The 26899-nt window shown below is 32.0% G+C and carries 27 protein-coding genes; 26 read left to right on the top strand and 1 reads right to left on the bottom strand.

Going from position 1 to position 26899, the window contains the following annotated elements:
• From H526_RS29025 to H526_RS0111840, 11 genes are all read left to right on the top strand, one after another.
• Positions 1 to 1429: DUF7507 domain-containing protein (locus H526_RS29025; protein WP_027393207.1), on the top strand; the 1429-nt coding region annotated here is incomplete at its 5' end.
• A gap of 55 nt (positions 1430 to 1484) precedes the next feature.
• Entirely contained in the window at positions 1485 to 2447 is a 963-nt protein-coding gene (locus tag H526_RS0111885) for a PorP/SprF family type IX secretion system membrane protein (protein WP_027393206.1), read from the top strand.
• A gap of 14 nt (positions 2448 to 2461) precedes the next feature.
• Positions 2462 to 4429, top strand: a complete 1968-nt coding sequence (locus tag H526_RS0111880; protein ID WP_027393205.1) for an OmpA family protein — start codon at positions 2462 to 2464, stop codon at positions 4427 to 4429.
• Between the two features lie 1259 nt (positions 4430 to 5688).
• Positions 5689 to 8061 (top strand): PHP domain-containing protein, encoded by a 2373-nt coding sequence (locus H526_RS0111875; RefSeq protein ID WP_027393204.1) that lies wholly within the window; start codon positions 5689 to 5691, stop codon positions 8059 to 8061.
• A complete protein-coding gene (locus H526_RS0111870) occupies positions 8058 to 8378 on the top strand; it encodes a hypothetical protein (RefSeq protein ID WP_027393203.1) in 321 nt (106 codons plus the stop codon). The genes H526_RS0111875 and H526_RS0111870 overlap by 4 nt, the downstream gene beginning before the upstream one ends.
• Positions 8379 to 8462: 84 nt before the next feature.
• On the top strand, positions 8463 to 8819 hold the full coding sequence (locus H526_RS0111865; RefSeq protein WP_027393202.1) for a hypothetical protein: 357 nt from the start codon (positions 8463 to 8465) through the stop codon (positions 8817 to 8819).
• Between the two features lie 92 nt (positions 8820 to 8911).
• Positions 8912 to 12268 carry a TM0106 family RecB-like putative nuclease gene (locus H526_RS0111860; protein WP_027393201.1) on the top strand — a complete coding sequence of 1119 codons (3357 nt, stop codon included), beginning with the start codon at positions 8912 to 8914 and terminating at the stop codon, positions 12266 to 12268.
• 33 nt (positions 12269 to 12301) lie between these two features.
• Complete coding sequence (locus H526_RS0111855) at positions 12302 to 12703, top strand: transposase (RefSeq protein WP_342667686.1); 402 nt, start codon at positions 12302 to 12304, stop codon at positions 12701 to 12703.
• A 506-nt stretch (positions 12704 to 13209) separates the two neighbouring features.
• Positions 13210 to 13416, top strand: a complete 207-nt coding sequence (locus tag H526_RS0111850; protein ID WP_027393199.1) for a hypothetical protein — start codon at positions 13210 to 13212, stop codon at positions 13414 to 13416.
• Positions 13349 to 13885 carry a hypothetical protein gene (locus tag H526_RS0111845; RefSeq protein ID WP_162144493.1) on the top strand — a complete coding sequence of 179 codons (537 nt, stop codon included), beginning with the start codon at positions 13349 to 13351 and terminating at the stop codon, positions 13883 to 13885. Before H526_RS0111850 ends, H526_RS0111845 begins: the two co-directional genes overlap by 68 nt.
• Before the next feature lie 11 nt (positions 13886 to 13896).
• A complete protein-coding gene (locus H526_RS0111840) occupies positions 13897 to 14115 on the top strand; it encodes a hypothetical protein (protein ID WP_155839676.1) in 219 nt (72 codons plus the stop codon).
• 3 nt (positions 14116 to 14118) lie between these two features.
• Here H526_RS0111840 and H526_RS0111835 read toward each other — a convergent pair whose 3' ends face one another.
• On the bottom strand, positions 14119 to 14604 hold the full coding sequence (locus H526_RS0111835) for a helix-turn-helix transcriptional regulator (protein ID WP_027393196.1): 486 nt from the start codon (positions 14602 to 14604) through the stop codon (positions 14119 to 14121).
• Positions 14605 to 14951: 347 nt separating this feature from the next.
• On the opposite strand from H526_RS0111835, the gene H526_RS0111830 reads away from it, so the two are divergent.
• The 15 genes from H526_RS0111830 to H526_RS0111760 all read left to right on the top strand — a co-directional run bounded on the left by H526_RS0111830 (position 14952) and on the right by H526_RS0111760 (position 26897).
• Entirely contained in the window at positions 14952 to 15170 is a 219-nt protein-coding gene (locus tag H526_RS0111830) for a hypothetical protein (protein WP_027393195.1), read from the top strand.
• 50 nt (positions 15171 to 15220) lie between these two features.
• Complete coding sequence (locus H526_RS0111825; protein WP_027393194.1) at positions 15221 to 15790, top strand: hypothetical protein; 570 nt, start codon at positions 15221 to 15223, stop codon at positions 15788 to 15790.
• Between the two features lie 12 nt (positions 15791 to 15802).
• Positions 15803 to 16132 (top strand): hypothetical protein, encoded by a 330-nt coding sequence (locus H526_RS0111820; protein ID WP_027393193.1) that lies wholly within the window; start codon positions 15803 to 15805, stop codon positions 16130 to 16132.
• Between the two features lie 21 nt (positions 16133 to 16153).
• Entirely contained in the window at positions 16154 to 16642 is a 489-nt protein-coding gene (locus H526_RS0111815) for an asparaginase domain-containing protein (RefSeq protein ID WP_027393192.1), read from the top strand.
• A 469-nt stretch (positions 16643 to 17111) separates the two neighbouring features.
• Positions 17112 to 17615: a helix-turn-helix transcriptional regulator gene (locus H526_RS32345; protein WP_245591207.1), complete on the top strand. Its 504-nt coding sequence runs from the start codon at positions 17112 to 17114 to the stop codon at positions 17613 to 17615.
• Between the two features lie 231 nt (positions 17616 to 17846).
• Positions 17847 to 18401, top strand: coding sequence for a hypothetical protein (locus tag H526_RS0111805; protein ID WP_027393191.1), 555 nt, complete (start codon positions 17847 to 17849; stop codon positions 18399 to 18401).
• A 117-nt stretch (positions 18402 to 18518) separates the two neighbouring features.
• The gene (locus tag H526_RS0111800) at positions 18519 to 19013 is read left to right on the top strand and encodes a hypothetical protein (protein WP_027393190.1); all 495 of its coding nucleotides are present in this window, start codon (positions 18519 to 18521) and stop codon (positions 19011 to 19013) included.
• A gap of 486 nt (positions 19014 to 19499) precedes the next feature.
• A complete protein-coding gene (locus H526_RS31780; RefSeq protein ID WP_155839675.1) occupies positions 19500 to 19658 on the top strand; it encodes a hypothetical protein in 159 nt (52 codons plus the stop codon).
• 25 nt (positions 19659 to 19683) lie between these two features.
• The gene (locus H526_RS31775; RefSeq protein ID WP_155839674.1) at positions 19684 to 19854 is read left to right on the top strand and encodes a hypothetical protein; all 171 of its coding nucleotides are present in this window, start codon (positions 19684 to 19686) and stop codon (positions 19852 to 19854) included.
• 73 nt (positions 19855 to 19927) lie between these two features.
• Positions 19928 to 20908 carry a grasp-with-spasm system ATP-grasp peptide maturase gene (gwsG, locus tag H526_RS30855; RefSeq protein WP_051336122.1) on the top strand — a complete coding sequence of 327 codons (981 nt, stop codon included), beginning with the start codon at positions 19928 to 19930 and terminating at the stop codon, positions 20906 to 20908.
• Between the two features lie 181 nt (positions 20909 to 21089).
• The gene (gene gwsS, locus H526_RS0111780; RefSeq protein WP_027393188.1) at positions 21090 to 22106 is read left to right on the top strand and encodes a grasp-with-spasm system SPASM domain peptide maturase; all 1017 of its coding nucleotides are present in this window, start codon (positions 21090 to 21092) and stop codon (positions 22104 to 22106) included.
• Between the two features lie 16 nt (positions 22107 to 22122).
• A complete protein-coding gene (locus tag H526_RS0111775; protein WP_035085308.1) occupies positions 22123 to 23052 on the top strand; it encodes a hypothetical protein in 930 nt (309 codons plus the stop codon).
• A 27-nt stretch (positions 23053 to 23079) separates the two neighbouring features.
• Positions 23080 to 23940, top strand: coding sequence for a hypothetical protein (locus tag H526_RS0111770; protein ID WP_027393186.1), 861 nt, complete (start codon positions 23080 to 23082; stop codon positions 23938 to 23940).
• Between the two features lie 202 nt (positions 23941 to 24142).
• Complete coding sequence (locus tag H526_RS0111765; RefSeq protein ID WP_027393185.1) at positions 24143 to 25915, top strand: type VI secretion system Vgr family protein; 1773 nt, start codon at positions 24143 to 24145, stop codon at positions 25913 to 25915.
• 1 nt (position 25916) lies between these two features.
• Positions 25917 to 26897: a hypothetical protein gene (locus tag H526_RS0111760; protein ID WP_027393184.1), complete on the top strand. Its 981-nt coding sequence runs from the start codon at positions 25917 to 25919 to the stop codon at positions 26895 to 26897.
• The last annotated feature ends 2 nt before the right edge of the window (positions 26898 to 26899 follow it).

The following is a 26899-nucleotide window of genomic DNA, read 5'->3' as shown; positions in this document are numbered from 1 at the left end:
CACAGGAAATGTAACACTTACTGGAGTAACACTTACAGATACATTTGTCGATGGAAATGGAAACACCCTTACCCTAGACAATGGACCTGACTTTGACAATGCATCTCTTGGTAGTTTAGAAGGTACACTACAAGTAGGTGAAACAGCAACTTATCTGGCAAGTTATGTAATTACCCAAACAGCAGTAGATGCTGGTGGTGTTAGCAATAGTGTATTGGCTGAAGGAACATCTCCACAGGGAACTGATATTAGTGATACCAGTGATGATGGTGATGATACCGATGGAAATACAACAGACGATACTACGGTCTTTGATATCACACAAAATCCTGATTTAACATTAGTGAAAACTGGAGTAGCTAGTGGTTCAAATGTTGGAGATGTGATTACCTATACGTTTACTGTTACCAATACTGGTAATGTGACTGTTAGTAATATCTTTATAGATGACATCCTTACTGGAAGCACAAATCTTGCGATTACTCCTTCTACATTGGCACCAGGAGAGCAAGGTACTGCACAAGCAACTTATGTAATTACACAGGTTGATATTAATAACGGAGAAGTTATAAATAGTGCAACTGTGATAGGAGAAGATCCAAATGGAGATGATGTGATTGATGTTTCAGATAATGGAGATGAATTAGTAGATGATAATGGAGATAGTGATCCAACAAATGATGAAACGATTACAAATATTAATCAGTTACCAAATTTAGCACTTACTAAAACAGGTATCTATGTAGATGTTAATGATGATGGTCTTCCAAATGTTGGAGATGAGATTCAGTATACCTTTACAATAGAGAATACGGGTAATGTGGATATTACCAATATCGTATTATCAGATCCGCTACCAGGAATTGTTATAAACGGCGGTCCGATTGATTTATTAGCAGTAGGAGAGATTGATACAACCACATTTACAGCTACCTATGTGCTAACGGCAGAAGATGTTCTTTTAGGAGAAGTAATCAATCAGGCTACAGTAACAGGTCAAGATCCAAATGGAGATGATGTGGTTGATGTTTCTGATGATCCTACCAATACAATAGATGTCGATATCGATGGTGATGGAGATGCAGAAGATGAAACGATTACATCAATTGGTCTAGGAAACGAAGATATAGTCATCTATGATGGTATCAGTCCGAATGGAGATGGTGTTAATGATGAATTCAGAATAGTTGGATTAAATAACTTTCCCGATAATAACTTAAAAATATTTAACAGATGGGGAGTAGCTGTATTTGATCAGAATTCATATGAACAGCCTGGCTCTGAACTTTTTGCAGGATTTAGTAATGGTCGTGTAACTATAAGTAAAAATAGACAGTTGCCAGTAGGAACATATTATTATGTTTTAGAATATGATAATGGAAATGGAGTAAAAAGATCTAAAGCTGGATACTTATATATAAATAGATAATATTAATAATTCACCCTATGGCTAACCATAGGGTGAATTACCAACTCTTATGCTTATGCAAAAAAAATATATTTTTTTAATTACCATTATCTCACTTGCGTTTTCCTATCTCAATAATATCCAAGCACAGCAAGATGCACAATATACCCAGTATATGTATAATACGATAAGTGTAAATCCAGCATATGCTGGTAGTAGAGGTGTTATGAGTATCATGGGGTTGCATCGTAGTCAATGGGTAGGATTGGATGGAGCACCAAGAACGCAAACCTTAACTCTAAATACTCCAATAGGAGATAACAATCGAGTTGGGCTAGGGTTCTCTATCGTAAATGATGAAATCGGACCTACCGATGAAACCTATTTTGATATTGATTTCTCATATACAATTCCTACATCGGATACAGGAAAGCTAAGTTTTGGACTAAAAGCTGGAGGACATTTACTGAATGTCGATTTTCAAAGATTGACACAGTTCGAAATAAATGACCCTAATTTTGAAAATAATATTGATAATAAATTTAGTCCTAATGTTGGTGTTGGAATCTATTATCATACAGATAAGTTTTATGCTGGATTAAGTGCTCCTAATTTATTAGAGACAAATCATTTTGATGAAGATGCTACAGTAAATAGTAATGATTCATCAACATTTATTGCTGAAGAACGTATTAACTATTATCTGATAACAGGATACGTTTTTGATTTGAGTGATACTGTTAAGTTTAAACCAGCTCTTTTGTCTAAATTAGTATTTGGTGCTCCTTTGCAAGTGGATATATCAGCAAATTTCTTATTATATGATAAAATAACCTTAGGAGCAGCCTATAGATGGAGTGCGGCTTTTAGTGCTATGGCAGGTTTCCAGATTTCAGATTCTTTAATGATTGGATTTGCATATGATAAAGAATCAACCGAATTAGGAAGAACACAATTTAACGATGGAAGTTATGAAGTAATGCTACGTTTTGAATTGTTTAGAAAATATAATAGAATGCTAACTCCTAGATTCTTTTAACCAATAAGATTGTTATGAAAGTTATAAAAACCCTTATGAGTCTATCTTTATGTGTTATTGTATTTGGAGGAATAGAAGCACAGGAAAAAAGACTGGCAAGAGCAGATGAGACTTTTGCTAAATATGCCTTCGTAGATGCTAGAAAAATATATTTAGATGTAGCCGAAAAAGGATACACTTCTCCTGATTTGTATAAGAAAATTGGAGATTCATATTATTTCAATGGAGAATTAGAAAAGTCCATTGATTGGTATGAAAAACTAATGAAGGAGTATTCGGATGATATGGATGTGGAATATTTATTCAGGTATTCACAAAGCCTCAAAAGCGTAAAGCGTTATGATGATGCCGATGCTATCATGGAAATTTTCTATGAGAAAACAAATACCGATAAAAGAGCCGTTTATTTTGTGAGTACACGAGATTATTTGAGATTTATTGAGATGCAATCTGGAAAATTTACACTCAAAAAAATAGATATTAACTCAAGCGCTTCTGATTATGCTCCAAGTTTTGATAATAGAGGAAATCTTGTATTTGCATCCTCTCGAAGTCAATATAGTTCCATGTCTAAAATAATTCACGAATGGAATGAAATGCCTTTTTTAGATCTTTTTATTTCAGAAGTTGTAGAACCTGATAACAAATTAACTCAACCAAAAAAAATAAAAGGTAAAATAAATACTAAGTTTCATGAATCTTCTACTTCTTTTAGTCCAGATGGACAAACAGTATATTTTACGAGAAATAATTATACCAAAAGAAAAATAGGTTCTGATACAACAGGAACAGTGTTGTTAAAGTTATATAGAGCATCCTTAGAGGATGATAAATGGAAGAATATAGAGGAATTACCATTTAATGGTGAGGAGTATTCTGTAGCGCATCCAGCTCTTACTAAAGATGGGAAACAATTATACTTTGCCAGTGATATGCCTGGTACCAAAGGAATGTCTGATCTATATAAGGTAGATGTGTTACCTGATGGAACCTTTGGTACTCCAATCAATCTTGGAGATAAGATAAATACCGAAGGAAGAGAAACTTTTCCCTATATAAGTGATACAGGAAGACTATATTTTGCAAGCGACGGGCATGTAGGATTAGGAGGTTTAGACATTTTTGTTACGGTTGCAGAAGAAGAAGGTTTTTCAGTTCCTTATAATATAGGAAGACCAGTCAACAGTCCGGATGATGATTTTAGTTTTGTATTAAATGAAATAACTAAAATAGGTTTCTTTTCAAGCAATAGAAAAGGAGGAAAAGGAAATGATGATATATATAGTTTTAAACAAATAGAAGAGTTAATTACTACTTGTAGACAGTATGTGTCGGGTGTTGTTACAGATGCCGAATCTGGAGTTATTTTGTCAGAAGCCGATGTACTTTTACTAGATGAAGATGGAAATGAAATATCCAGAGTAGCAAGTGATGCTAAAGGGGTATATAATTTTGAGTTGGAGTGTGAAAAATCATATATTATTAGGGCGCTTAAAAACAGCTACAACCCATCAGAAAAACTTTTAGAGACCAATACTGCATTAGAGTACACTCATGATGTACCTCTGCAATTGTCTAAAGGAGGATTACAAGAACAAGAAGTGAAACCTGGAGATGATTTAGCTAAAATATTAGACTTGCAAATAATTTATTTTGACTTAGATAAATCTTTCATTCGCCCAGATGCAGAGATAGAACTTCAAAAAATTATTGCCACCATGAAACAATATCCAGATATAAAAATAGATGTTAGATCACATACAGATAGTCGAGCTCCATATAGTTATAATATGGCATTGAGTGATCGTCGTGCAAAAAGTACTATAAAATATATTGTAGAAAAAGGAGGGATTGATAAATCCAGACTCACTGGACGTGGATATGGAGAATCAGCATTGGTAAATAGATGTGATAATAATGCGCAATGTAATGAAGCTGAACATCAAAAAAATAGAAGAAGTGAATTTATTATAATTAATTAATCATGTTTTACTTTTTTTGAGGTTACCTTTTACTCTCGCTATGATCCCTTTCCTGATTGTTTTGTAACAATCACAATATTTGATTTATTTAAAGCCTTCGAACTTAAAAAAAGCTTGAGCATTTATGTCGTAAGAAATTATGAGTTTAGTCGATTATGCTATTTGACCAGACAAAAGTTTAATAGGATAATATTTCAATATTAACAAAAGTAAATAAGAGTGTGATCTTTATTATTCTATTAATGATTTAGAATGCGTTTTTATAAATACTTCTAATTTAAGTAGATTGTCCATAGAGAGGTTAGATATTTCAATGTCTCCCGCTAATAAGCTTAAGTAAATCTTTTCCTACTATACCTCACTGGGGTGCTTAAACTTCTAGACGCTGAAAATCAAAAACTTGCATGTTATCACGAATTATATCCAAAAACCGAATCCCTTGCAAATAAAAGTATTTACAAGGGATTTGCAAACACATTATAGTTTAAGAAAGATCATAAACTAACTTACAATTACTTAAAAAAAGAAAAATCACCTTTTTCGGAATAAAAAAGGAAACAACTTCCAGGAAGGATTCGAACTTTTTTGAATTGATTTTCAAACAGTTACAAAACACCTAAAAATATTAAATCCTTGAAAATCATTTGATTTTCAAGGATTTAACCAACTAAAGTGACCTCGGAAAGACAAATGTCGAAACAATTTGAAAATGAATTATTGAAAACCAAAGAGTTAGCAGAATACTTTAAAGTAGCTTAACAAAACTTTATGGTTCGGTATACTCCGTTAAATACTGTTCCTTAAATAAGTCTATTAATTCTGTGGTTTTAATGAAACTCGAATTTGAGAAGTCTGAAAAGACGCACTCAAATCCGTAAGTTGAATTAATCTCGCCTATCCGGCGGGATCCCATAAATTCTACCTGAAAGTCGATCAAGTTCAATAAAGCGGTTCATTTTTTAAGTTTACAAATTAACACTTAAATGAACTAGTATGTTATTTGGATTACGCCCTTTGATACTTTCTCTCAAAATTTGATATAAGAAAGGAGGATTATAAAAAATTGAGGGAAAAAGTAGTCTTTTTGTTTTATTTTGCTAACTTAGAAACAACAAAAAATTATGAACCACCCCGTGCCTGAAGATTTCTTCGGGTATGGGGTATCGTTTATTAAAAACTAATTGAATATATGGGATATAAAGGACATATATCCTTTATACACTTATTGTGCTATATGTTCAAAACCATCAATATAAACAATGAATAAAATTTACTCTGACTGGTTTAAAGTCGACTTACATATTCACTCTGACTTTAGTAATAAGACTAAAACTAACGATTACGATGGTAGTTTTAATATTGACACCCTTAAAGAAAAACTTATTGAAAACGAAGTCAGACTTTTTTCACTAACCGATCACAATATTGTAAACGCTGAAGCTTACAAAAACTACTATGATAGTTTTACTGATGGAGATCCCGTGCTACTTGTAGGTTGTGAATTCGATATTAAAGTCAAACAAGATGATGATAGTTTACTGACATATCATACTCTGCTAATTTTCGATGAAACGACAACAAAAAAAGCAAATGAAATTGCGTCTATAATTGAGAATCATTTCACAGGCACCGGCATTAAAGCAAGGAGTATCTCAGAAGATGAAATTTTTGAATTATTTCATCCATACCATTTTTTCTACATACCGCATGCAGGAGGACATAAAAACATTATTGATGCCTATAAAGGCACAGACATTAGAAAAGCACAAGAAATGGTCTTATTAATGGAATGTGCTCATGAAAAAGTAAAAGAGAAGCATAGGCTTCGACACCATCAAGAATTTGATAAACTAAAAGACCCAGATTTTCGAAACAAGAAAGAAGAGGCATTCATAAATTTCTCAGATAATCATAATTGTGATGTATATCCAAATCCGAAAAATGGTGCTCCCCACGAATTTTATTGTCTAAAAGGAGAACCTACTTTCGAAACATTAAGATTTGCTTTTATTGACCCACAATCTAGAATCCGAAAACAACAGGAAGTTGACCTTTTAAAAAATGTGAAGAAACACATTTCTACATTAGATATAAAAGGAATACAAGATGTTGATGATTGTACCATTGAGTTTAGCCCTAATCTAAATGTTATTATAGGTGGTGCTTCATCTGGTAAAAGCCTTCTTTTTAATCTGATCGGTAAAAAAATAGAGAACAATAAGCACGACTTCCAAAAATATGGGTGTGACGATTCAGAAGTTTTAATAAAGGCTTCAAATAGTCAAACCCCGCAATCAACATTACCTTTTAACGATGATGAAGTAATTTACATTAATCAAGGCGACATCGTTAAATACTTCGAAACTGGTGACTTAAAGGAGTTAGTTGTTGACTCGGGAAGAGAAACTGAACTTTCGGAGGCTAGAGAGAATTTACAATCAAATAAAAATCGCTTATTGATTGAATTTGAAACGTTTAAAAGTAGATTTGATCGATTCAATTCTTCTTATAGCAAAGATTTTATAATACATGAGGGTGATTTTGAAAGTATGACAAATGACAAGTTCCATTTTGTCGAATTTACACCTTCGATTGACCATATAGATTTTGTAGAAAAAGAAGAGCTATTAGAAAACATTTCAGGTAATATTTCCAGCTTTAAGAATGATGAAATATTCGAATTCAATGATGGTGAAAACTCAATAATAGAATCTTTTGAAAATCTTATTGAAACTAAAAAAGAATTAATACTTCAAAAGAAACTCACAAGTGAATCGATTGATCATTTTATTGAAGGTGTTAAAACAGTTATTGATGAAAAAAACAATAATCTGGAATCAGCATCTAGAGCAAAAATAGAGGCTTTTAGTAGAAAACAATCTCTATTAACGACTTCCGAAACATTATTCAAACAAGCTGTAGAATTTGATGAATCTTGTAGGATTTTAGAGGAATACAAATGTAATAACAAGGAAGAAATTGAAGTTACTGAATCCGTAAAGCTGATTCTAGAAATAGAAAATAATGATCAGTTAAGGCAAGGTATTACTAATTGTATAAACGGTGGTCAAATAGAGAAATCTATTTATAAAAATTACTTACTGCTAGTTAATGATAATAGTAACCTAAAAGATTATCCAGAATATACTGAGCAACGTCTAATACAGAAACTCAAAAAAGAGACGAATCAGGTTTTAAATAAATATGATTTCCCAAGAACATTTTTGGACTACGGTGAAAATGGAAATTCAAAAAATAAGTCTCCTGGATTCAACGCAGAAATGTATTTAAAAACAATTTTACAACACGAAAAGTGTAAGGTCGTAATGATTGATCAACCGGAAGACAATTTAGGTAATACTTTCAAAAATGAAGATCTAATTAATTTGTTGAGAGATTTCAAATTTTTAAAACAAATAATACTGGTTACTCATAATCCTTCAATTGTTGTCTATGGAGATGCAGAGTCAATTATTCTGGCTGAAAATACTATTGGCCAAATTTCTTACAGACAATTGTTCTTAGAAAATAAAGATTTTCAAAAATTGATAATTGATAATCTGGATGGAGGAAAATCAATATTTGATATGAGATCAAGAAAATATAACATTAAAAAACTTCTCAACACATGATAAATGTAAATAATCAATTTCACGAGAATAATTTAAAAATTAAATTTTCTGGTGACACAATAGAAACAAATCAAATTACCATTTCCGTTTCTAATGATGTCAATTTTAAACCAGTTATTGACTATTTAATACAATTAATTCCGAATAGATTCAAACTTACTTCGACTTTTGAGAATTTAGATCAAGAAGACAATATTGAAAAGCTAGCTTTAATTCAAGAAACAATATCTGGAATTTATGAAAAGTTTAATTCGTCAATTGACCATCGTGAAGCATCAGAAAATACATTAGAAGAGCCTATAGATGAGAATAGTTAGGATGATTTGTTATTCTAGTAAAAAAGATCTTGATAGCGGAAATGTTTTCCTTCCGGTACAACGAACGAAAAATTCAATAAAACGATGAAGTATAAAGATAAAGAGTTAGACAATTCAACCCGAAATGATGTAGTTACAGGTAAAAATAATAAATACGAATGCTGGTCTTTTGGTTACAGAAACATTTATGATAGTAATGAATGTCAAAAAGTGGTGTGTGTTACTTCTTTTATTAGTCCAATATCAAATAATAGAAATGAAATTCTAAATTTCAAAAGAAATTATTTATCTGTTAATTACTATGATGATTTCGAGGATTATAAAAGCGAAAATCACCAGGGTTTTGTTCCTACACACGTATTTATAATTCCAGTGAATGGTATTGATAAAGAGTTTATAGATATAATTATTAGGGATATTAGCGATAAGCATGATTTATAATCTTTTTATCTAATTAAATGTAAAGTTTAAATAACCGATAAGTATATTATGCAAGGAAAAAGCACAATAAAAATCTTTTCTTCAAATTTTATATGAAATACAAGAACAACCAGATTATTTATAGCCCTTCAGATTTATCTTCTCATGGCAGCTGTAAACACCTTACCCAACTCAACAAATATCACGCACGGGGTGAAATAGCAGATCCTGAGATGTATAACAATCGTGTGTTGACGATGCTTAAAGAGAAGGGTATTGAATTTGAGGCGAGCCACTTACAAAAATTAAAAGATGAAGGTAAGACGATTGCTGAAATAAACAATGAAGATCCACATGCTGAAAAGCATACCATTGATGCCATGATGGAAGGTGCTGACGTTGTCTACCAGGCTCGTTTAAAGGAGGATGGTAAATGGAGCGGTTGGGCCGACTTTTTATTGAGAGTAGACACGAAAAGTAATCTTGGCGAATGGTCATATGAAGTTTGGGACACCAAACTGACCAATGAAACCAAGGCGGGGACAATACTCCAAATCGGCCTTTATTCCGAGCGCGTTGGCAAGATTCAAGGAAAGTCACCAGAATACATGGGAGTTATTAAGCCGGAGGGCGAAGAGACATATCGCTTTGATGAATATGCAGCATACATCCGTTTGGTGAAAAGGAACTTGGAGGATGCTATACTAAATGACTATGAAACTTATCCCGATCCCGTTAGTCACTGCGATATTTGCCGATGGTGGAAAACGTGCAATTCGATTAGACGTGAAGACGACCACTTAACCTTTGTTGCTGGTATGGGTTCGTCTCAGACTAAAGAGCTTAATATTCAGGGTATAAACACCCTTGAAAAACTAGCAAACCTGGCATTACCTGTACCATTTGAACCTACAAAGGGTGTTAAAGAAACATTCAACAAGTTGCGCGAGCAAGCACGGGTACAGAATACAAGCAGGCACAATAGCTATGAACCGATCTATGAAACCCTCGAGGTAGAAGAAGGTAAAGGACTGAACAAACTTCCTGAACCCTCTGAAAACGATATTTATCTCGATTTTGAGGGCGACCGAATGGTTGAGCCTGATGGACTGGAGTACCTGATAGGTTACGTTCATAAAGGAGAATACCAAGCGTTATGGGCCAAAAATGAAACAGAAGAGAAACAAATATTTGAGCAATTCATTGACCTTGCAGTCAACCTCAAAGAAGAAGACCCTTCACTTCATATTTACCATTATGCACCTTATGAGATCACGATGTTTAAACGATTAATGGGCAAGTATGCGTCCCGTGAAAATGAGATTGACACTTTCTTACGCTCTGATACGTTTGTTGATCTCTATGGAGTAGTTCGTCAATCCATAAGAGCTAGTGTAGAGAAATATTCCATTAAAGACTTGGAGGTTTTCTTTGGTTACGAGCGTAAGATGGATTTAAGAGAGCTTTCAAGTCACAAATCGCAATTAGAGTTGCTCCTACAAACAGGAAATATGGACAAGCTTAGCAAAGTAACCCAAGCGGCCGTTCAATTGTATAATCAAGACGACTGCGAATCTTTGGTTCGGTTGCAAGCATGGTTGGAGGAGATTCGTAATGACCTAATCAAAAATGGTGCGGATATTACCCGACCAATTGACGGTGAAGGCGCGGCCAGCGATAGTATTACAGCACATCAAGAAAGCATAAAACCCATTATGGATGCCTTGTTGGAAGGCATGCCTCCTATCCGAGCAGAACGAAGTAATGTGCAGCAGGCACAATTTATTTTGGCACATATGCTCGACTGGTATCGTAGAGAGAAGAAATCTTTTTGGTGGGAATTCTTCCGGCTTAAAGAGCTCCCAGAAGATGAGTTATTGGAAGAACGAAAAGCCCTTTCTTTTCTTCAATTTACCGGTGAGCGTGTACCCGAGAAAAGAAGCGTAGTTGATACGTATACTTTCCCCTATCAAGAATGTGATCTCCGTATAGGTCAATCGCTGGAAGATCAGGAAGACAACAAAATTGGTGTGATTCACTATATCGATGTCGATAGCCGCTTGCTCAAAATCAAGAAAGGGCCATCGAAGATAGACTTATCACATCCAGTTACTGTCATGAGCCTGGAAAACGTTAACTCAAAAACAAAAGAAGAATCTTTAATTAGTTTAGCGGAATGGGTTGTAGACAATGCTATGGAAAGCGATTTAGAAACTTACCGAGCAGCCAGACAACTGCTCATGAATGTCGCTCCAACGTTCACCGAAGAAAGAACTCAATATGAGGATATCACCGAAAAGGCTTTTGATTTTGTGTCCAAATTAGACAATAGCTATTTACCTGTTCAAGGACCCCCTGGTGCTGGCAAAAGTTTTACCGGAAGCCACCTGATTGTCAAACTTGTGCAAGAAGGCAAGAAAATTGGGATCACTGCTTTAAGCCATAAGGTTATCTCGAACTTACTTACCAAGGTTTGGGAAGTTGCTAGGAAACAAGACCTTTCAATCCAAATGCTACAAAAGGTAAAAGCGGATTATGATGAAGCTGTGCCTTGGCAAGTGACAACGGGCGATGATGCCATTCAGTCTGCTTTGGGTAACGCAGATGTTATTGCTGGAACATCTTTCATGTGGAGTAAGCCACCTTATACAGACGGTGTAGATTACCTGTTTGTGGATGAAGCAGGACAACTATCCCTAATTGATACTTTAGCCGTTTCCCATTGTTGTTCCAACCTTGTGCTACTTGGTGATCCACAACAATTGAAACAACCCCAACAAGGAGTTCATCCTGATGGTACAGAAGTATCAGCATTAGAACATGTGCTTCAAGACGAGAAAACCATTTCAGATGAGCAGGGTATCTTTTTACCTGAAACCTGGCGCATGCATTCATCCATCAATGCATTTGTTTCGGAACTCTTTTATGAGAACCGGTTGAAATCAAAAGACCATCTTGATCAGCAGCAAGTTTTAAAATCTAAATATTCTGGAGCGGGATTATATCTTGAAGAGATTGAACACAACGGAAATACCAATTCATCAAGTGAAGAAGTTGAGAAAGTGGTTGAGATTGTGGATCAACTTGCAAGCGGTGAAACCATATTCATAAATCAGAAAGGTGAAAAAGCCATCTTAACAACTTCGGATATAAAGATAATCACGCCTTATAATGCCCAAGTACAAGCTATTAAACAACGACTGCCAACTTTAGAGATTGGAACTGTAGATAAGTTTCAAGGTCAAGAAGCTCCGGTCATCATTTACTCGGTGGCCACGTCCAGTTTGGAAGATGCACCGCGTGGCATGGACTTTCTTTTTAGCCCTAATCGCTTTAACGTGGCTGTATCAAGAGCGCGCACGTGCTTTATCATGGTTGCCAACCCTGCTATTTTTGAAGCTGAATGCAAAAGTCCGCGTCAAATAAAATTGGCCAATGCCTTTTGTAGGTTTATGGAACTTTCACAGTGAACCCAAGTATAATAAAACAATAATACCGTTGAACTGAGAAGGATTGCATTCTGGGATGCAAATACAAACAAGGTCTTTGAGTTTATCTCCAACAATTTTTTGATCAGTCCAGATGAAATAGCAGCCATATATAAACATAGGTGGCAAATAGAAACGATGTTCAAGAGACTCAAACAGAACTTTCCGTTGAAATACTTCCTTGGGGACAATCAAAATGCAATCGAAATACAGATATGGTGCGGACTTATAATACAATTGTTAATGCTTGTAAAACAAAGAAAAACCAAGAGAAGGTGGGCATACTCCAATATGGTTTCCTTGATACGCTTTCATCTAATGACCTACATTGACCTGTTCAAGTTTCTTGAAGACCCCAATAAACAATGGATGGAGCTAACTACAAAACCGCCAAACGAACAACTAAACTTATTTTGACAGACCACCCTGCTATTGAGAAAAAACAAAAATCAAGCAGTTTTATTCGCGTTAGAGAAACATATTAAGCATAATAGTATTTTAGTCGGACACTAATGATTAGTTATTGAAAAGACTAAGTTTTAAGAGTAAAATCATAGTTTAAAACCAGTAAATAATTTTTAAAATCTGGTTTACAACAAACACTCTTAATACGGTAAAACCATATTTAAAATAAGGTTTTATATTACTGAAAATCAAGCTTGTAGATTAAAAATAAGACAAGGTTTTAGTAGAAAAATTCTCTAATCTGACGTTTTTGACCTTAATTTGGTGCTAAACTTCACCACTACAACCTCTCGTAAGCCCTGTTTTTTCGTTTTTTTCGGTGCAAAATTACCTAGAAAAAACAAGAAATTTCCTATTATATTTTTCAAAATATATACCTAGTTTTGATTTGTAAATCAAAGACTTATGAGGGATTTTTCCACTCATCTGTAAAATTTTTAAATTTCAAAAAAACGATTATGAAAATCAATTCTTCAATTTTGACATTACTTTTTTTATTTTTATTTGCTATCGTTATAGCAAGCTGTGAATCATCTGATATAGAAGATGAAGTTGCATTAGATGAAAAACAATTAAATGAAATTTTGGAAAAAAACAATGCTGAAACTTATCTCGTGGATAAGGATTCTGATAGACCGGGAAATCAAGGCGGGAGCGGGAATTAATAAACCCACAAGAATTATTGGTACTATTATTATAATCTTATCGGGATTAATGTTATATCTCGATAAGATTTTTGTTTTATTAGATATAAACTTAGAAAACACCTACGGTTGGAAAAATACTGAAAATTTTATTTGGCATTTATGTCAAACTATTTCTCCTATTCTTATAATGTATGGCATGTATTTAAGAGCATATACATTGTCATTAATCATACCTATTTTTTGTTACGTACTTCAATTTATGTTTGTAGTCGACTCTTCCACAACAGTTGATCACGGCAGTACTTGGTTCTATGTAATTGGCACTTCCATTTGCATAATGATCTTCTTTGCTATAGTTAAGTATAGTTTAGCTCGGATTGGAAATGCAAAAAAACTAGAATTTGAACTAATGGAAGAAATTATAAAGACTGATAATGAAATTCTAGACGAAAAAAACAATCAGTTCGAAATTGAAGATGAATTGTAAAGTATATCTAAGTGTCCAATAAGTTAAACTCAAATACCGATATCATTAGAATGGCTTTCAAAGAAGCTAAGACTTTGTTGGGTGAACAAAAACTTACTGCCCTGGAATATAGGTCAATACTAAATATTCTCTTAAATGAAGTCAAGGAAATAGATGAGAATTACAATAAAGAAGACATGAAACAAATCTTAGATAAGCTTTTTAATCAGAAAAAAGATAGAACCCAATAAGTGCTAGTGTGACTTATCTTCTTCTTTTTCATTTATGATAAGGTTTACATTTTTGATTTCTTCATTAAGCTCATATTTCAAATCAGTCAAATCTATTTTTACCAGTAATTTGGTTAACAAATCATTTATTGGTTTCATTTGTTCTTTCACAATACTTTTTAGATAATTATCTAATAAATCAATAGATCGATTATGCTGTTTAGATGAAATCAAATTCATTAAATTCTGATTCTTTTCTAGCCTGTTCTCAAGGATTTCTTCAATTTGTTCTTCGGTGCAATCAGAAAGATTGAGTCTAACTAAAAGGTCGATTGAGATATTAAAGATCTCAGAGATTTTCGTTATACTCGTCAATGGAATTGTACTTTCTCCTTTTTCATATGTTGCGATTTGTTGTCTAGTTAATTCTAATTTTGCCCCTAAGTCTCCTTGAGAAAACTTTCTCCTACTTCTTAATACCTTAATATTCTCCCCTATTTGCTTAAACATAATTAATTGTTAATCATCATTTGCACTGTTAATTATTTATTGCTATTTTAGCAATCTATTATTTACAAAAATATGAATTTTTTATTAGATAGTTAAAAACCCTATTAACTACTTTATAAATTAGTCAAGTAAATAACATTGTTTATTTAGAAGAAATACTTAAATAATATAAGTGCCTTTAATTGGCATACCCCCTAATATGCTTGGTGCAGTTGATATTTTTTAGATTTTTCGTTTTCTAAATATCATATTTACCTTACAAAAGAGAAACAACCCCACTTCGGTTTCGCTTTTAAAATACACATACGTCATATAGTTTAGATGGTTTGACATATTTATACTAATTTATGAAAAGAAGAAGCAAAAGAACAAGAGTAGAGCAATTTTTAACCAAATATAAAGAGTTGTTGAAAATAACAGCTTGGGAGAGAGAAATTTATTCCTCCAGAGGAGCAATTTCTAAATTTTTTAAGAATAAAAATCCTAGAAAACTAACAACTAAGGAGGTTAATGACATTGATGATATAATCTTAGATATTATAGAAACCTATTACGATAACAAATGAAATATTTGATGGTATTTAACAAAGGTTATTAAATCACAAAAGAACAGATTATGAAAAAATCCGAACTGGAGAAAAACAAATTCCTCGCATTAATTGTCAAATCACTTAGAATTACAGAAAAAGAGTTTAAGCAAAACTTAGACAAGAGAGAAAATTATGAAATTACCATAAATCAATGGTCAACAAATCTTTTTAATGAAGGTAAAACTTCTGAAGAGGCAATAAAAATTGTTAACGAAAGAATCAGCTTAGTTTTATGCAATTCGAAAGAGCCAAAACCTAATCCTCAAAATTTAGTTCTCATTAAGAATCATCAAAAAGTAATGGATTTACTTCAAGTTAATCCTATATATAGTTCTTTAAATACGGATGAAAAACACTCAATACAAAATAGAATTGATGCTTTTGTTAAAACAGATTTATACACTCCAAACGATGTGGTCAATATAATTCTTAAAGTGATACAAAATACTATGCCAGACAGAACTGGACAAGCTAATAATGTTCGAAATATAAATGACCTTGCGATTATTTCTAGAGTAGATAAAATTATGAATTATAAAACTTTGAATAATAGCACCCTTTTCAAGCGCTCCATTGCGCATTCCAACTGGGACTAGTTTTAAATAAACATGAAAAAACATTCACTATCGCGATTAATGATCAATCTATTATTAGAAGACTTTCTTATAGGGATATTCATACCATTACTATTTTTAGGAATATCCAAATTCCTATTTGACACTTTTTATGATACTATCATTGAAATTCCATATGTGAGCATAGTTCTGTATATTATGTATGGGTTTATTGTGTATTTCATTCTGTTATTTCTAGTAACATTATACTTACTTGTAAAAAGCTCACCATTAATAATCAAAATCTTTAAAAATAGTAATGAAATTGATAGTGCTTGCGAAAACGTATTGTTAAACCTATTGAATCCTGAAGATAAGAATTGAATAAAATAATAAAATCGTAGAATGATACATATAATTACAACTGGGGGTACCATAGGTGGACGAGATCTTAATCGAAATGAAGAAAAAGCAGATAATTCTCAAGTGAATATCGCTTCTTTTTTAGAAAATGCCAATGTATCTTTCAAATACCATATTGATCAGGTATTTGACAAGGATAGCCGTTTAATAGATGCAAATGATAGAGAACTTATTTCGAAAAAAGTAATGCGCTCTGAACAGGATAAAATTTTAATCACTCACGGAACATTTACTATGGATAAAACTGCCAAATATTTGGGAGAGCTAAACATAAACAAAACTATTGTTCTGGTCGGCTCGTTTGTTCTAGGAAATAATCTATATACCGATGCCCCTTTTAATTTAGGGTTCGCATTCTCATCATTAAATTTTTTAAATAAAGGCGTTTATATTGTTATGAATGGTACAATCTTCGGTTGGAAAAACGTCCATAAAAATATAGAAAAAAATAGGTTCGAATCCTTAACTTAACCCTTATTACATGTTTGGAACTTCGATACATTGGACTACATTTTTCTATTTGTTAATAGATTTTTTTATCGTTTTATTTGTAGTTAGCAGATCCTACAAATTAAAGTCCTTTAACCGAAAACGATACGTTCTTTTAGGTGTTTTATTCATACTTTATAATGCTACAGGAGGATTTTTACCTCTAAATAATTTTCCAGAAACGTTTATAATACAATACATTGTAACCTATAGTGTAGCTATCGGTCTATGTATATTTATCATATACTATTTGTATAAGGAATATGACATAGTTATCATTCAATTCTACTTCTCCATTCGTAATATCATTATTTTACTTGCCTCTTGTTTTTTTATACTATTTCTGCTACCCTATTTTCTTACAAACTCCCTATTTATTGCAAGGCTAAGCTTCACTTTACCGATTGCTATAATTGGGTGCTACTTTCTATGGGCGTTTTATCATAAGGTTATGCTATCGAATGAAATAAATAAATTTATAGTTAGACGCAGCAATCTTTCAATTATCAGTGTTAGTGCCGTTGTACTTCTTCCCTTATTGACTGTTATTGGGGACTATCAATGGATTACTTTCACAATTATGAACATTTCTTTTTACGCCATTACGACAATGGAAATTGATAGATATCTTTATTTTTTAGAAAATAAACATAAAATAGTAGACTTATCCACCGTCAAAAAACGGGATGAAAATAAGCTTGTTGAATCAACACTTATGTTTTATGATTTAACTCCACGCGAACTTGAGATAGCACTATCCATTTTAGACAACAAATCTTATAAAATAATAGGAGAAAATTTCTTTATTGCTGAAAGAACAGCCTCCAAACACGCCTCGAATATATTCAAAAAGACAGGGACGAAAAACAAAGCAGAATTTCTTAGAAAGTTTGATAACAAAAATGACAATAGGCTAAACGTTGAAAATAAAAAACAAAAACACTCAACCAACTGATTATCAATTAAAAAACATAAATTACGTATATAAAATACGCCTTTATACGTATGCAAATACGTCATTATTTCTCTCAATTTTGTAATCTTTAATTTAGTTTTATTCCCCTAACATTTTTGTTAAAACAGCAATACAATTGATTCTGGAAACGATAAAATTCAAGAATTATTTAGTTTTTTTCCACTGGAATTTAACAGATCTGAACCTAATGATTAGTACATAGAAAATACCATGAACAACAATATAGAATTGAATAACAAACGTAATAAATTTCTTCTTGTCATTATTACTTCGATGCAAATAGAAATGGACGATTTTATGAGAAGAGTTGCAAGTGAAGAGTGTTATGAAGTATTGATTTATAAATGGGCTAATCAACTCTATGAAAAAGGAACAACAACAGATTATGCTATTCGTGTCATCCATAAGGCAAGAAGACTAGTATTAATGACTAAAACTTATCATCAAAATAGATATACAACGAATCTAACTTTAGAGAAATTACTTACTATAATGAATGAACATCCTAAATACAACAAACTTGATGCAGAAGCAAAACTAATTGTTCAGAAAAAAGTAGCAGAGATGTTTAATAATAATGCGCGTATAGAAGCCATAGAAGAAGTATTAGAAAAAATAAATCCTAATGTATCGGTTGATAAACAAATGAATCAAGTGGCTTTTATTAGAGTTACCGTTAATAAAATAATGAGTGCTGTTAGAAAATGGAATCTAAACGAGTATTGGGAAAACAGAAGAAAAAGAAATCCCAAAAAAAATAATTAGTGTTGATACCCCAACCAGAGATATCGGGTACTTATATGTGATTATTTTGCATCCCCCCATGTACACTACTCTAAAGTACCCGGATATCTTTTATGAATTTTACAAAAATAAATAAATATGCTAACTCATCAAGATCACATGATACAAAAAGTACTCCAACAATTTGACGGGATGACCAAGATAGAAGTCTTCGATATTTTGCATCAAATAGAAATTCTATTGAATGAACAAACATCTCCTATTCAATTTAACTGTATAAAAATGACCCAAGAAAAATTATTCCTAAAAAATGCCATACTCCCAGTGGGTAATCAGGGATATTGTTATTTGATGGATGATTGCAATTATTTAAAAGTATATGAGTTTAAATCCACGTTACCCACTTATATTACAGGAAAAACCATCTATTACACCTTGCCAAACGAGCATAAATTAAAACCATTAACCAATCGAAATATAGAGGACACATTTAAAAATACGCATCTAAAATATGTGATCCTTCAGTTTCTAAAAGACAATAAAGTAAGCAAGAGAAATTCAAGGACCAAACGGTTATTGCTTATGGAATTACTTGACCAAATTGATCCTAAAAATTCCCGAAAAACGAAATAATATATAAAATACGCAAAAGTTGTTGTGTTGAATTTGTATTAGTAATTATGGAGTGCTTGATATAATGGAATACTGAGAGGTATTATATTATTTGGGGTTATAAATAATAAAGTCATTTTCAAGTACTCCTTTTCATCATAAGAAAAGACCTTTGCTACACAAAATAGGTGATCTAGAATAAAACAAATGGTAATTTAATGTATTAACCAAAAAATAAAAAAACACAACACTCGAAAACCACAAACAATTGAATATCAATTAAAAAACAGAAAGCACGTATATAAAATACGTCTTTTTACGTATGTAAATACGTTGTTTTTTGTTCAATTTTACAATCTTTAATCTACTTTTATTTCCCCTAATATCTTTAGTGTAATATTAAATTAATTGTACAACAATCTTTACATTAAAATAGGTGTAAGCCGAAAAACCTAAAAAAAGAGTAGGCTAAATTAAACAGTGAATTTTATGAAAAAAATCAAATCATTGAGCGAATTCAAAGAATCTAGGTTCGCATTAGACACAAGACAAGGTAGGTTCATTATGGGAGGTGGAACGCATTGCGTTATCATTACCAACTGCGGTGAAGGAGAAAACGAAGACACCGAAATCGATGAGCAACATTGCGAACCAGCGGAATGTTAATCATATCATTATTAAAACAAATCAAATGAAAAAACTACAAAAATTAAAGCTTGAAAATTTCAAAGAATTTCAACTTAAAAAAACCAACCACATTTTTGGGGGAGTTGGAACTTGTTTCGGAACCTGTTGTGGAGAAAAAACAGGTTGCGAAGATTGGGAGGATGATCCAGAGGATTCAACTTCAATTATTGCATAAGGATTAATTACTAAATTAATTTAAAACTATAAACCTAAATTTTGAAAAAGATTTAGGTTTATTTCTCATTCATATGATATTAATTTTATCCAAAGAGCAAGAAGAATCCACCAATAGCGTGATTGACTGGTTGGAATATAACAGTGCTGAATATATAAGGTTTAATGGAGATAATTTTGACCTAAACCAGTTTTATTTGGAGATATCAGAATCCAGTAACTTTTTAACAGGTTTACACTGCGATATTTCTGATGTTAATGTTGTATGGTATAGAAGGTGGGGGAATCTAGGTAAACCAATGCCTTTTGTAAAAATTAAGGATGATACTGATTTTCATAAAACGCTTAATAATTATCTATTAGATGAAAACAAACATCTATCACTGGCTTTGTTTTCTTTGTTCCAAAATTCATATTGGCTATCAAAACCAAAAAGCCATATAATAGAAGATAAGTTTCTCTATTTATCAGCTGCCAAGTCATTAGATATAACAATCCCGGATACCTTCTTATTAAATAATAAAAAGAAGTTAAGAGATATACTGAAGTCAGGAGTTAAACTCATTACTAAAAGTCTCGGAAATGCCCACAAAATAAAATATAACAATAAAACACATATTCCTTATACGGATGAAATTACCGAGAGTGATTTAGAGAATCTGGAAGAAACATTCTTTGTCTCTTTGTTTCAGGAGAAAATAGAAAAAGAGTATGAGATCAGATCATTCTATTTGGATGGCACATTTTATAGCATGGCTATTTTTTCTCAATTTGATAACAAAACAGAATTAGATTTCAGGCGATATAATTTTTCTAAACCAAATAGAACGGTTCCGTATAGTTTACCCAAAGAACTAGAAAAGAAACTAATAAGGTTAATGGAGAAATTTGACTTCAATACTGGATCTATAGATATTATAAAATCAAAAAACGGGAAATACTATTTTTTAGAAATTAACCCCATAGGTCAATTCGGAATGACATCAATTCCCTGCAATTTTCAAATAGAGAAAAAAATAGCTGAATTCCTCATTTCTAAAGATAAGCACATATGAATCACGAAGAAAAAATATCTGATTATATCAAAAAAAATAAATTATCCAAAGAGGTTCCTGTGATCCTTCATAAAATTGAGAGTGTAAACCTAAACGACAAAGTAGTCATAAAAACTTTCAAAAATTCAGTATTCAAAACCAATAAAATGGTATGTTTTTCATTCTATAAAAATATCTTTTAATGAATCAGATTCAACGCAACAGTTATTTTAAATTATTTAGCAATTGTATTCTTGTACCTGGAGCTACAAAAGCTGCTATTTATGATTTACAAAGAGAACAGTTATTCCATATACCTATGAGCTTTTATGAGATTTTGACTTCATCTGAAATAATAAAGGTGTCAAACTTGTATGATGAGTATCCACAAGATCACGAAACTCTAAGCGAATATTTTGATCTTCTTACTCAAAACGATCTGATTTTCTTTATGGAAAGTAAACAAAGGTTTGAGAATTTCCCTGAAATAGATTTCAGCTTTAATTACCCTACTCTTTTGTCTAATGTTATTATTGCCCTAAAACCATCAGAATCGATACTAAAATATGCCGAAAATATTATAGCTAATGTAGTTGAAACGAAATGTAAATATCTTCAGTTAAGGTTTAGTATTGATTTTGATTCTTCCACTTTTAAAAAGGTGTTAACTCTATTTTTCGAGAGTACCTTTTTTAAAGGGTTGAATTTAATAATACATCAAAGCATATTTGACAACAACGATTCTAAGGAAATACTAAAACATCCCCTTGTCGGTCAAATTATAGTATTTGGAACTGAGAACAATTCTAGTGAAAATTCAGATCCTAATAAGCTTGTTTACTACGAAAAAACAGATTTTCCAGAGTTCACTGGTTTAAATGAATTTCGGTTTAATCATTTTCAGCCAAACATCATATCGTATTCAGAAGCAAAAAGTCATAACTTGTATTATAATAAAAAAGCGTATATAGCTCCTAACGGTGAAGTTTTTCAGTCTCCATTTGCGAATAATTCAATGGGTACTATTTTTAAAAACTCATTAAAAGAGATAGTTGAAGAATTAGAATTTCAAGAACTATGGGACATTACAAAAGATGAAATTGACACCTGCAAAGATTGTGAATTCAGATATGTTTGTAATGATGGTAGAATTCCATTAAAAAAGGAAAAAAAGTATTATTTTGAAGAAGCTTGTACTTACGATCCATATAAGGAATAATTGTTATTAAAAAGTATTGAAAATAAATAGAACACATATAAATCGTAAAGAATTCGTACTGTTAAGCAGCAAGCTTGCTTTGTTTTCTATGATTGCGCCCTACCAGAATGTTATACCAAATTCAAAAGTTGGTAATGACATTGAATTAAAGCGTCAATTAATTGGGGATATACAAACATTCTTTCAGAGTAAAATGAATTTTACTACGAAAAATTTCTACAGAAATTTTACTCGAAGTAATCAAATGACTGAATATTTATATATTTCAAAACCAGATAAAATTCAAGAAACTAAAGAATTCCCTAAATATGTATATTATGGGAATGCATCTGAAAAAGCTACTACGAAAAAGAAAGAACTAGATGCTTTAGGATATCATACGTTGTTATATAAAACAGCTGGGACAATGTTAACGCTATTAACGGATAGATTACTATCCTACTCAATGGAGAGCATATCTTTTATCGCTTTTCACGAATTGACCCATAAGTATATAAAGAAGAATAGTACGATCCCTTATGAAATTGAAGAAGCTACCTGTGATATCATTGCAAATTATGAATCACTTGATTTCTCCAATAATTACAGAAATCTAAAAACCGAGAAAGTTAAACATCACATCAAGTCAATTGAACAAATAAAGAAAATAATTAATCGGTTTTATTCTCATATCAATTCTCATAAGGATGGCAAGGATTTATATAAAATCTGCGAAAATGAAATCTTTGATTTAACCAAGGATAAAGGTTTATTCCTACGAGATAGATATCAGTATCCAGTAAATAATGCTTATTTTCTCAGAACTAAAAGTTACAGCCATGATTACTTTACATTAAAAAAACTATTCCAAAACGAAAGCAGTACTAAAGAATTCCTTAATCTTATTATTGCTCTACCAAATGACTATAATCATGCAATAAGCACCGTTAAAAACTTGTTAAAATAACACCTTGAAATCTAAGACAACCTAATTATGAAAATGACCTGTAAAATGCTTTTATCTTTTCTAACACTTACTATGTTTGGTTGTAAACTGGACAAAAAAGGATATACTTTAGTAGAGGAAGATGGCATTCTTGTAGAGGTATTCGATGAAAGTAATAAGGATGAAAACAGGTATACCCAAAATAACAAAACGTTCAGGGATCAAAACGAATACATCTATTCATATAAGCATATCAATTCTAATGATCAAGTCTATTTGTTTGAAGAAGATTACACTGTTTCGGATAGAAGATATTCTTGGAAGTTTGTTCCAATTGACTCCATCAACAATAATACTATTCGAAAAGTAAGTATTAAGGTACGTAAAGGGTTATTTCCGATGATTGAACAAAATCCTGATTATAACCAAACGATCATTCAATATGATTACTTGATATCGAATAATCAGGCTCCTTTTAATTCTGTCTCGGGACTTATAGAAAATGAAAAGAATATTTGGATGCATCCTCCAAGAGACAAGTATTTTAGAATTCTAGAGTTAAATCCTTTTCCTTTTATAAAAGCTCCCTATAAAATTGGAAACAAATGGAATTGGACTCTTAAGATCGGGAGCGCTTGGGGAGATAAAAGATGGAAAGTATGGCAAGGAGAAATAGAAAACAAGTACGACTATGAGATTATTGGTAAGAAAAAAATCAAAACAGAATTTGGAGTTCTGGAATGCTTTGAAGTTTATGGATACGCAAATAGTAGAATAGGTAAAACAGAACTGACTGCATTATTTAATAATAAGTATGGTTTTGTTAGTTTAGAATACATCAATATTGATAGAAGTAAAACTGTTTTGTCCTTAACTGAATTTAAACAAAGTAAACAATATCCAAATTGATTTAATATAAATAGATATGTTATTAAACGAATATACAAGTTACTTATCGAAAAGATTAAGTTTTAACAGGGGGAATGCCCCCTATTGCTATAATTCAATACAATAATAACTGTAAGTTTGCATTATAATATCCAAATTTACAGGTAACAAATTATTAAATTAAGACACTTATATATAGAACCCGAAAACAATTATACTTAATATGGCACTACAAACTTCTACCCAAATATTTATTGCAGGAACACCGGTTAATGCATATATCAACCTTAGGCTACAACAAGAAATTAGTGCGCATCACACACTAGAATTAGTATGTAGAAAAGATGTGGTAGAAAGTGTATCTAATGAACTCGTTGGTGAGAGCAAGGATTATCTGGGTGAAATAATTACCGTAAATATTAGTTCGGTTACAGACCTAGGTGGATACAAAGAACTAGAATTCAAGGGTATTGTTACCGAAATTAAAGCTACCCAAGGGTTTGAGTCTGCAAAAGGAGATTTAGTAACCATTATCGCCCGTAGCACTTCTATTTTAGCAGAAGATGGAGCGCATTATGCTTCCTTCTCAGATGTAAGTTTATTGGAAATTTTGGATACCACATTTCAGGGATATGATCGTGGGGCTTTAGAAACTAGTTTCACTCCTAGAATGAATGAAACCATACACTATAGTGTACAGTACAAAACTAGTGCCTTTGAATATGCGAGTAGGTTATCAGCCTACTATAACGAATGGTTCTATTATGATGGACAGAAATTGGTATTCGGAAGTCCAGGAACAAACGAAACCGTTCTAACCAATGGTGTTGATCTGCAACATTTCTCTCTGAAACTAAAAACCGTTCCGAATTCATTTGAGTATTTTACTAATGATTATGAAAATGATCAGACACATAATAAAAATAGTTCAGAGGTTAGCCTGAACAGTGATGGCTATCTTGGTTTTATGAATAACAAATCAGAACAGTTATACAACAAAAAATCACAAGTATACCATCATCCATATCAAGATACATCGCTGCAATCAAGGTTTGATACACAAATAGAACAATACACTCGTTCCAGAGCCTTGAATCAAAAAGTAGCCGTAGGAGCTTCTGATAATCCTGGAGTACATCTTGGAGAAATTATTAACGTTACAGGTCATGGCAGTTACAGAATTACCAAAGTAACCCATACTAACATAGAAGGAGGATCATATAAAAATCAGTTCGAAGCTGTACAAGCTGGTAACGATGATTATCCACTTATGGATATCCAGCAATACCCCAAAAGTGTAGGGAATGAGATTGCAACAGTAGTGGATAATGCAGATCCTGATGGTATGAGTCGTATAAAAGTTCAGTGTATATGGCAAAAGCAATCTGGAGAAACAACTCCATGGATACGAGTAATGACACCACATGCTGGAGGTGATAAAGGCTTTCATTTTATCCCAGAAAAAGGAGAAGAAATTATTTTGGGATACGAAGCAGGTAATATAGAACGACCATTTGTTATGGGAACAATGTATAACGGCACAGCAAAACCGGACAGTTGGCAAACCGACACAAATGATATAAAAGCTATTAAAACTAGAAGCGGTCATCTTATAGAATTCAAAGATACAGACGGAGCAGAAAGTATTACAATTACTGATAAAAATAGTAATGTAATTAATATTGATACTGCAAATAATAATATAACTGTGACGGCATTAGAAGAAATGACCCTCAATGCTAAAAATTTAAAAATTAACGTTCAGGAGAACTTTGATGTTTCTGTTGGTGAAAATAAAAATGAAAGTATAGGGAATAAGCAGACACTAACAGCTAAACAAAGCACCATATTGATCGATGAAAAAGCGCAATTTCAATCTAAGGAGTTAGAGAAAAATGCTGAAAAAATAACTATAAATAGCACCAAAGATAATTTGGATTTATCAAGTGCTAAACAAGTTGTAAGTAATAGTTCTGAAAAAAATATTCTAATCTAAAATGAGAGATTTTGGATTAGACATATTAGACGAAGAAAAGAATACATCTCTTTCAAGTCAGAATAATATATTAACTCTTAACCCTAAAAAAGAGATAAATCAATATAATGTTTGCCTTAAACACTTTAGCGGTACTGATTTATCGGAGACTAAAAGGTTAGATTTTACCGTTTCTGTGGAGTTTACAGGTGAAAGTGAAAATTCTTATGAGTGGAGAATAAATAAGAGTAATTTTTTCTTCAATCAAAAAGAAGCTACGTTGCTAGTTGAAGAAGTTTCTATTTTTTTCGTCAATACCTTGTACCCATTAGATATAGCAACAAATGTTAGTGGAGAAATAATAGGTATTAGAAATCACTCAGAAATTATTGAGCGATGGTCAGTAATAAAGGAAAAATTAATTCAAGAATATCGCGGTGAATTGATTTTAAAACTGATTAAAAAATTCGAAAAACTAATTAAAAATCCACTTAAATTAGAAATATCACTTTCGAAGGAAATTTTTTGGAGTGTATTTTTTACCAAAAGATACCAGAACTACGGAGAGACTTTTAAAAAATCAAGTTTGATAAACTTACCTTTAGAAGCTTATCAACCCCCATTGAGCTATAATGGATTTTTGAAATTAATTCCTGATAATTCTGCTAAGAATCCTCTGAAGTTGATTTTTCAAGGAAGTACCTCCATTCCTTCGTCAAGTAAATGGCACCTTAATATGAAAACTGATAAACTTACCTCAGGGCTTGATATAGAATATATTCTGGATAAGAATTCAAAAATTCCTGTAAACATAAAGGTGTTTTGTGATGTTTTTAATGAAACCAAGAAAGAAGATATTATTCAAATGGAAACATTAATTATTAGAGATGAATCCGCAAAGTTAACACCTAAAACCAAAGTTATTATAGAAAAAGAAGAAGTTACAAATGAGAATAAAAGCCCTAAAAAAAAGAAAAAATGGTTTTCTTTTGGAACTAAATAGAT

The sequence above is a fragment of the Aquimarina latercula DSM 2041 genome (genome assembly GCF_000430645.1).
GTDB lineage: Bacteria > Bacteroidota > Bacteroidia > Flavobacteriales > Flavobacteriaceae > Aquimarina > Aquimarina latercula.
Note: the sequence above shows the minus strand (reverse complement) of the source record. Positions and strands in the feature narration are given on the sequence as shown.

Excerpts from the sequence above, each read along its gene's own strand:
- H526_RS0111885 (WP_027393206.1), top strand. The coding sequence starts at position 1,485 with ATGCAAAAAAAATATATTTTTTTAATTACCATTATCTCACTTGCGTTT.
- H526_RS0111880 (WP_027393205.1), top strand. The coding sequence starts at position 2,462 with ATGAAAGTTATAAAAACCCTTATGAGTCTATCTTTATGTGTTATTGTA.
- H526_RS0111875 (WP_027393204.1), top strand. The coding sequence starts at position 5,689 with ATGAATAAAATTTACTCTGACTGGTTTAAAGTCGACTTACATATTCAC.
- H526_RS0111870 (WP_027393203.1), top strand. The coding sequence starts at position 8,058 with ATGATAAATGTAAATAATCAATTTCACGAGAATAATTTAAAAATTAAA.
- H526_RS0111865 (WP_027393202.1), top strand. The coding sequence starts at position 8,463 with ATGAAGTATAAAGATAAAGAGTTAGACAATTCAACCCGAAATGATGTA.
- H526_RS0111860 (WP_027393201.1), top strand. The coding sequence starts at position 8,912 with ATGAAATACAAGAACAACCAGATTATTTATAGCCCTTCAGATTTATCT.
- H526_RS0111850 (WP_027393199.1), top strand. The coding sequence starts at position 13,210 with ATGAAAATCAATTCTTCAATTTTGACATTACTTTTTTTATTTTTATTT.
- H526_RS0111845 (WP_162144493.1), top strand. The coding sequence starts at position 13,349 with ATGCTGAAACTTATCTCGTGGATAAGGATTCTGATAGACCGGGAAATC.
- H526_RS0111835 (WP_027393196.1), bottom strand. The coding sequence starts at position 14,604 with ATGTTTAAGCAAATAGGGGAGAATATTAAGGTATTAAGAAGTAGGAGA.
- H526_RS0111830 (WP_027393195.1), top strand. The coding sequence starts at position 14,952 with ATGAAAAGAAGAAGCAAAAGAACAAGAGTAGAGCAATTTTTAACCAAA.
- H526_RS0111825 (WP_027393194.1), top strand. The coding sequence starts at position 15,221 with ATGAAAAAATCCGAACTGGAGAAAAACAAATTCCTCGCATTAATTGTC.
- H526_RS0111820 (WP_027393193.1), top strand. The coding sequence starts at position 15,803 with ATGAAAAAACATTCACTATCGCGATTAATGATCAATCTATTATTAGAA.
- H526_RS0111815 (WP_027393192.1), top strand. The coding sequence starts at position 16,154 with ATGATACATATAATTACAACTGGGGGTACCATAGGTGGACGAGATCTT.
- H526_RS32345 (WP_245591207.1), top strand. The coding sequence starts at position 17,112 with ATGCTATCGAATGAAATAAATAAATTTATAGTTAGACGCAGCAATCTT.
- H526_RS0111805 (WP_027393191.1), top strand. The coding sequence starts at position 17,847 with ATGAACAACAATATAGAATTGAATAACAAACGTAATAAATTTCTTCTT.
- H526_RS0111800 (WP_027393190.1), top strand. The coding sequence starts at position 18,519 with ATGCTAACTCATCAAGATCACATGATACAAAAAGTACTCCAACAATTT.
- H526_RS31775 (WP_155839674.1), top strand. The coding sequence starts at position 19,684 with ATGAAAAAACTACAAAAATTAAAGCTTGAAAATTTCAAAGAATTTCAA.
- gwsG (WP_051336122.1), top strand. The coding sequence starts at position 19,928 with ATGATATTAATTTTATCCAAAGAGCAAGAAGAATCCACCAATAGCGTG.
- gwsS (WP_027393188.1), top strand. The coding sequence starts at position 21,090 with ATGAATCAGATTCAACGCAACAGTTATTTTAAATTATTTAGCAATTGT.
- H526_RS0111770 (WP_027393186.1), top strand. The coding sequence starts at position 23,080 with ATGAAAATGACCTGTAAAATGCTTTTATCTTTTCTAACACTTACTATG.
- H526_RS0111765 (WP_027393185.1), top strand. The coding sequence starts at position 24,143 with ATGGCACTACAAACTTCTACCCAAATATTTATTGCAGGAACACCGGTT.
- H526_RS0111760 (WP_027393184.1), top strand. The coding sequence starts at position 25,917 with ATGAGAGATTTTGGATTAGACATATTAGACGAAGAAAAGAATACATCT.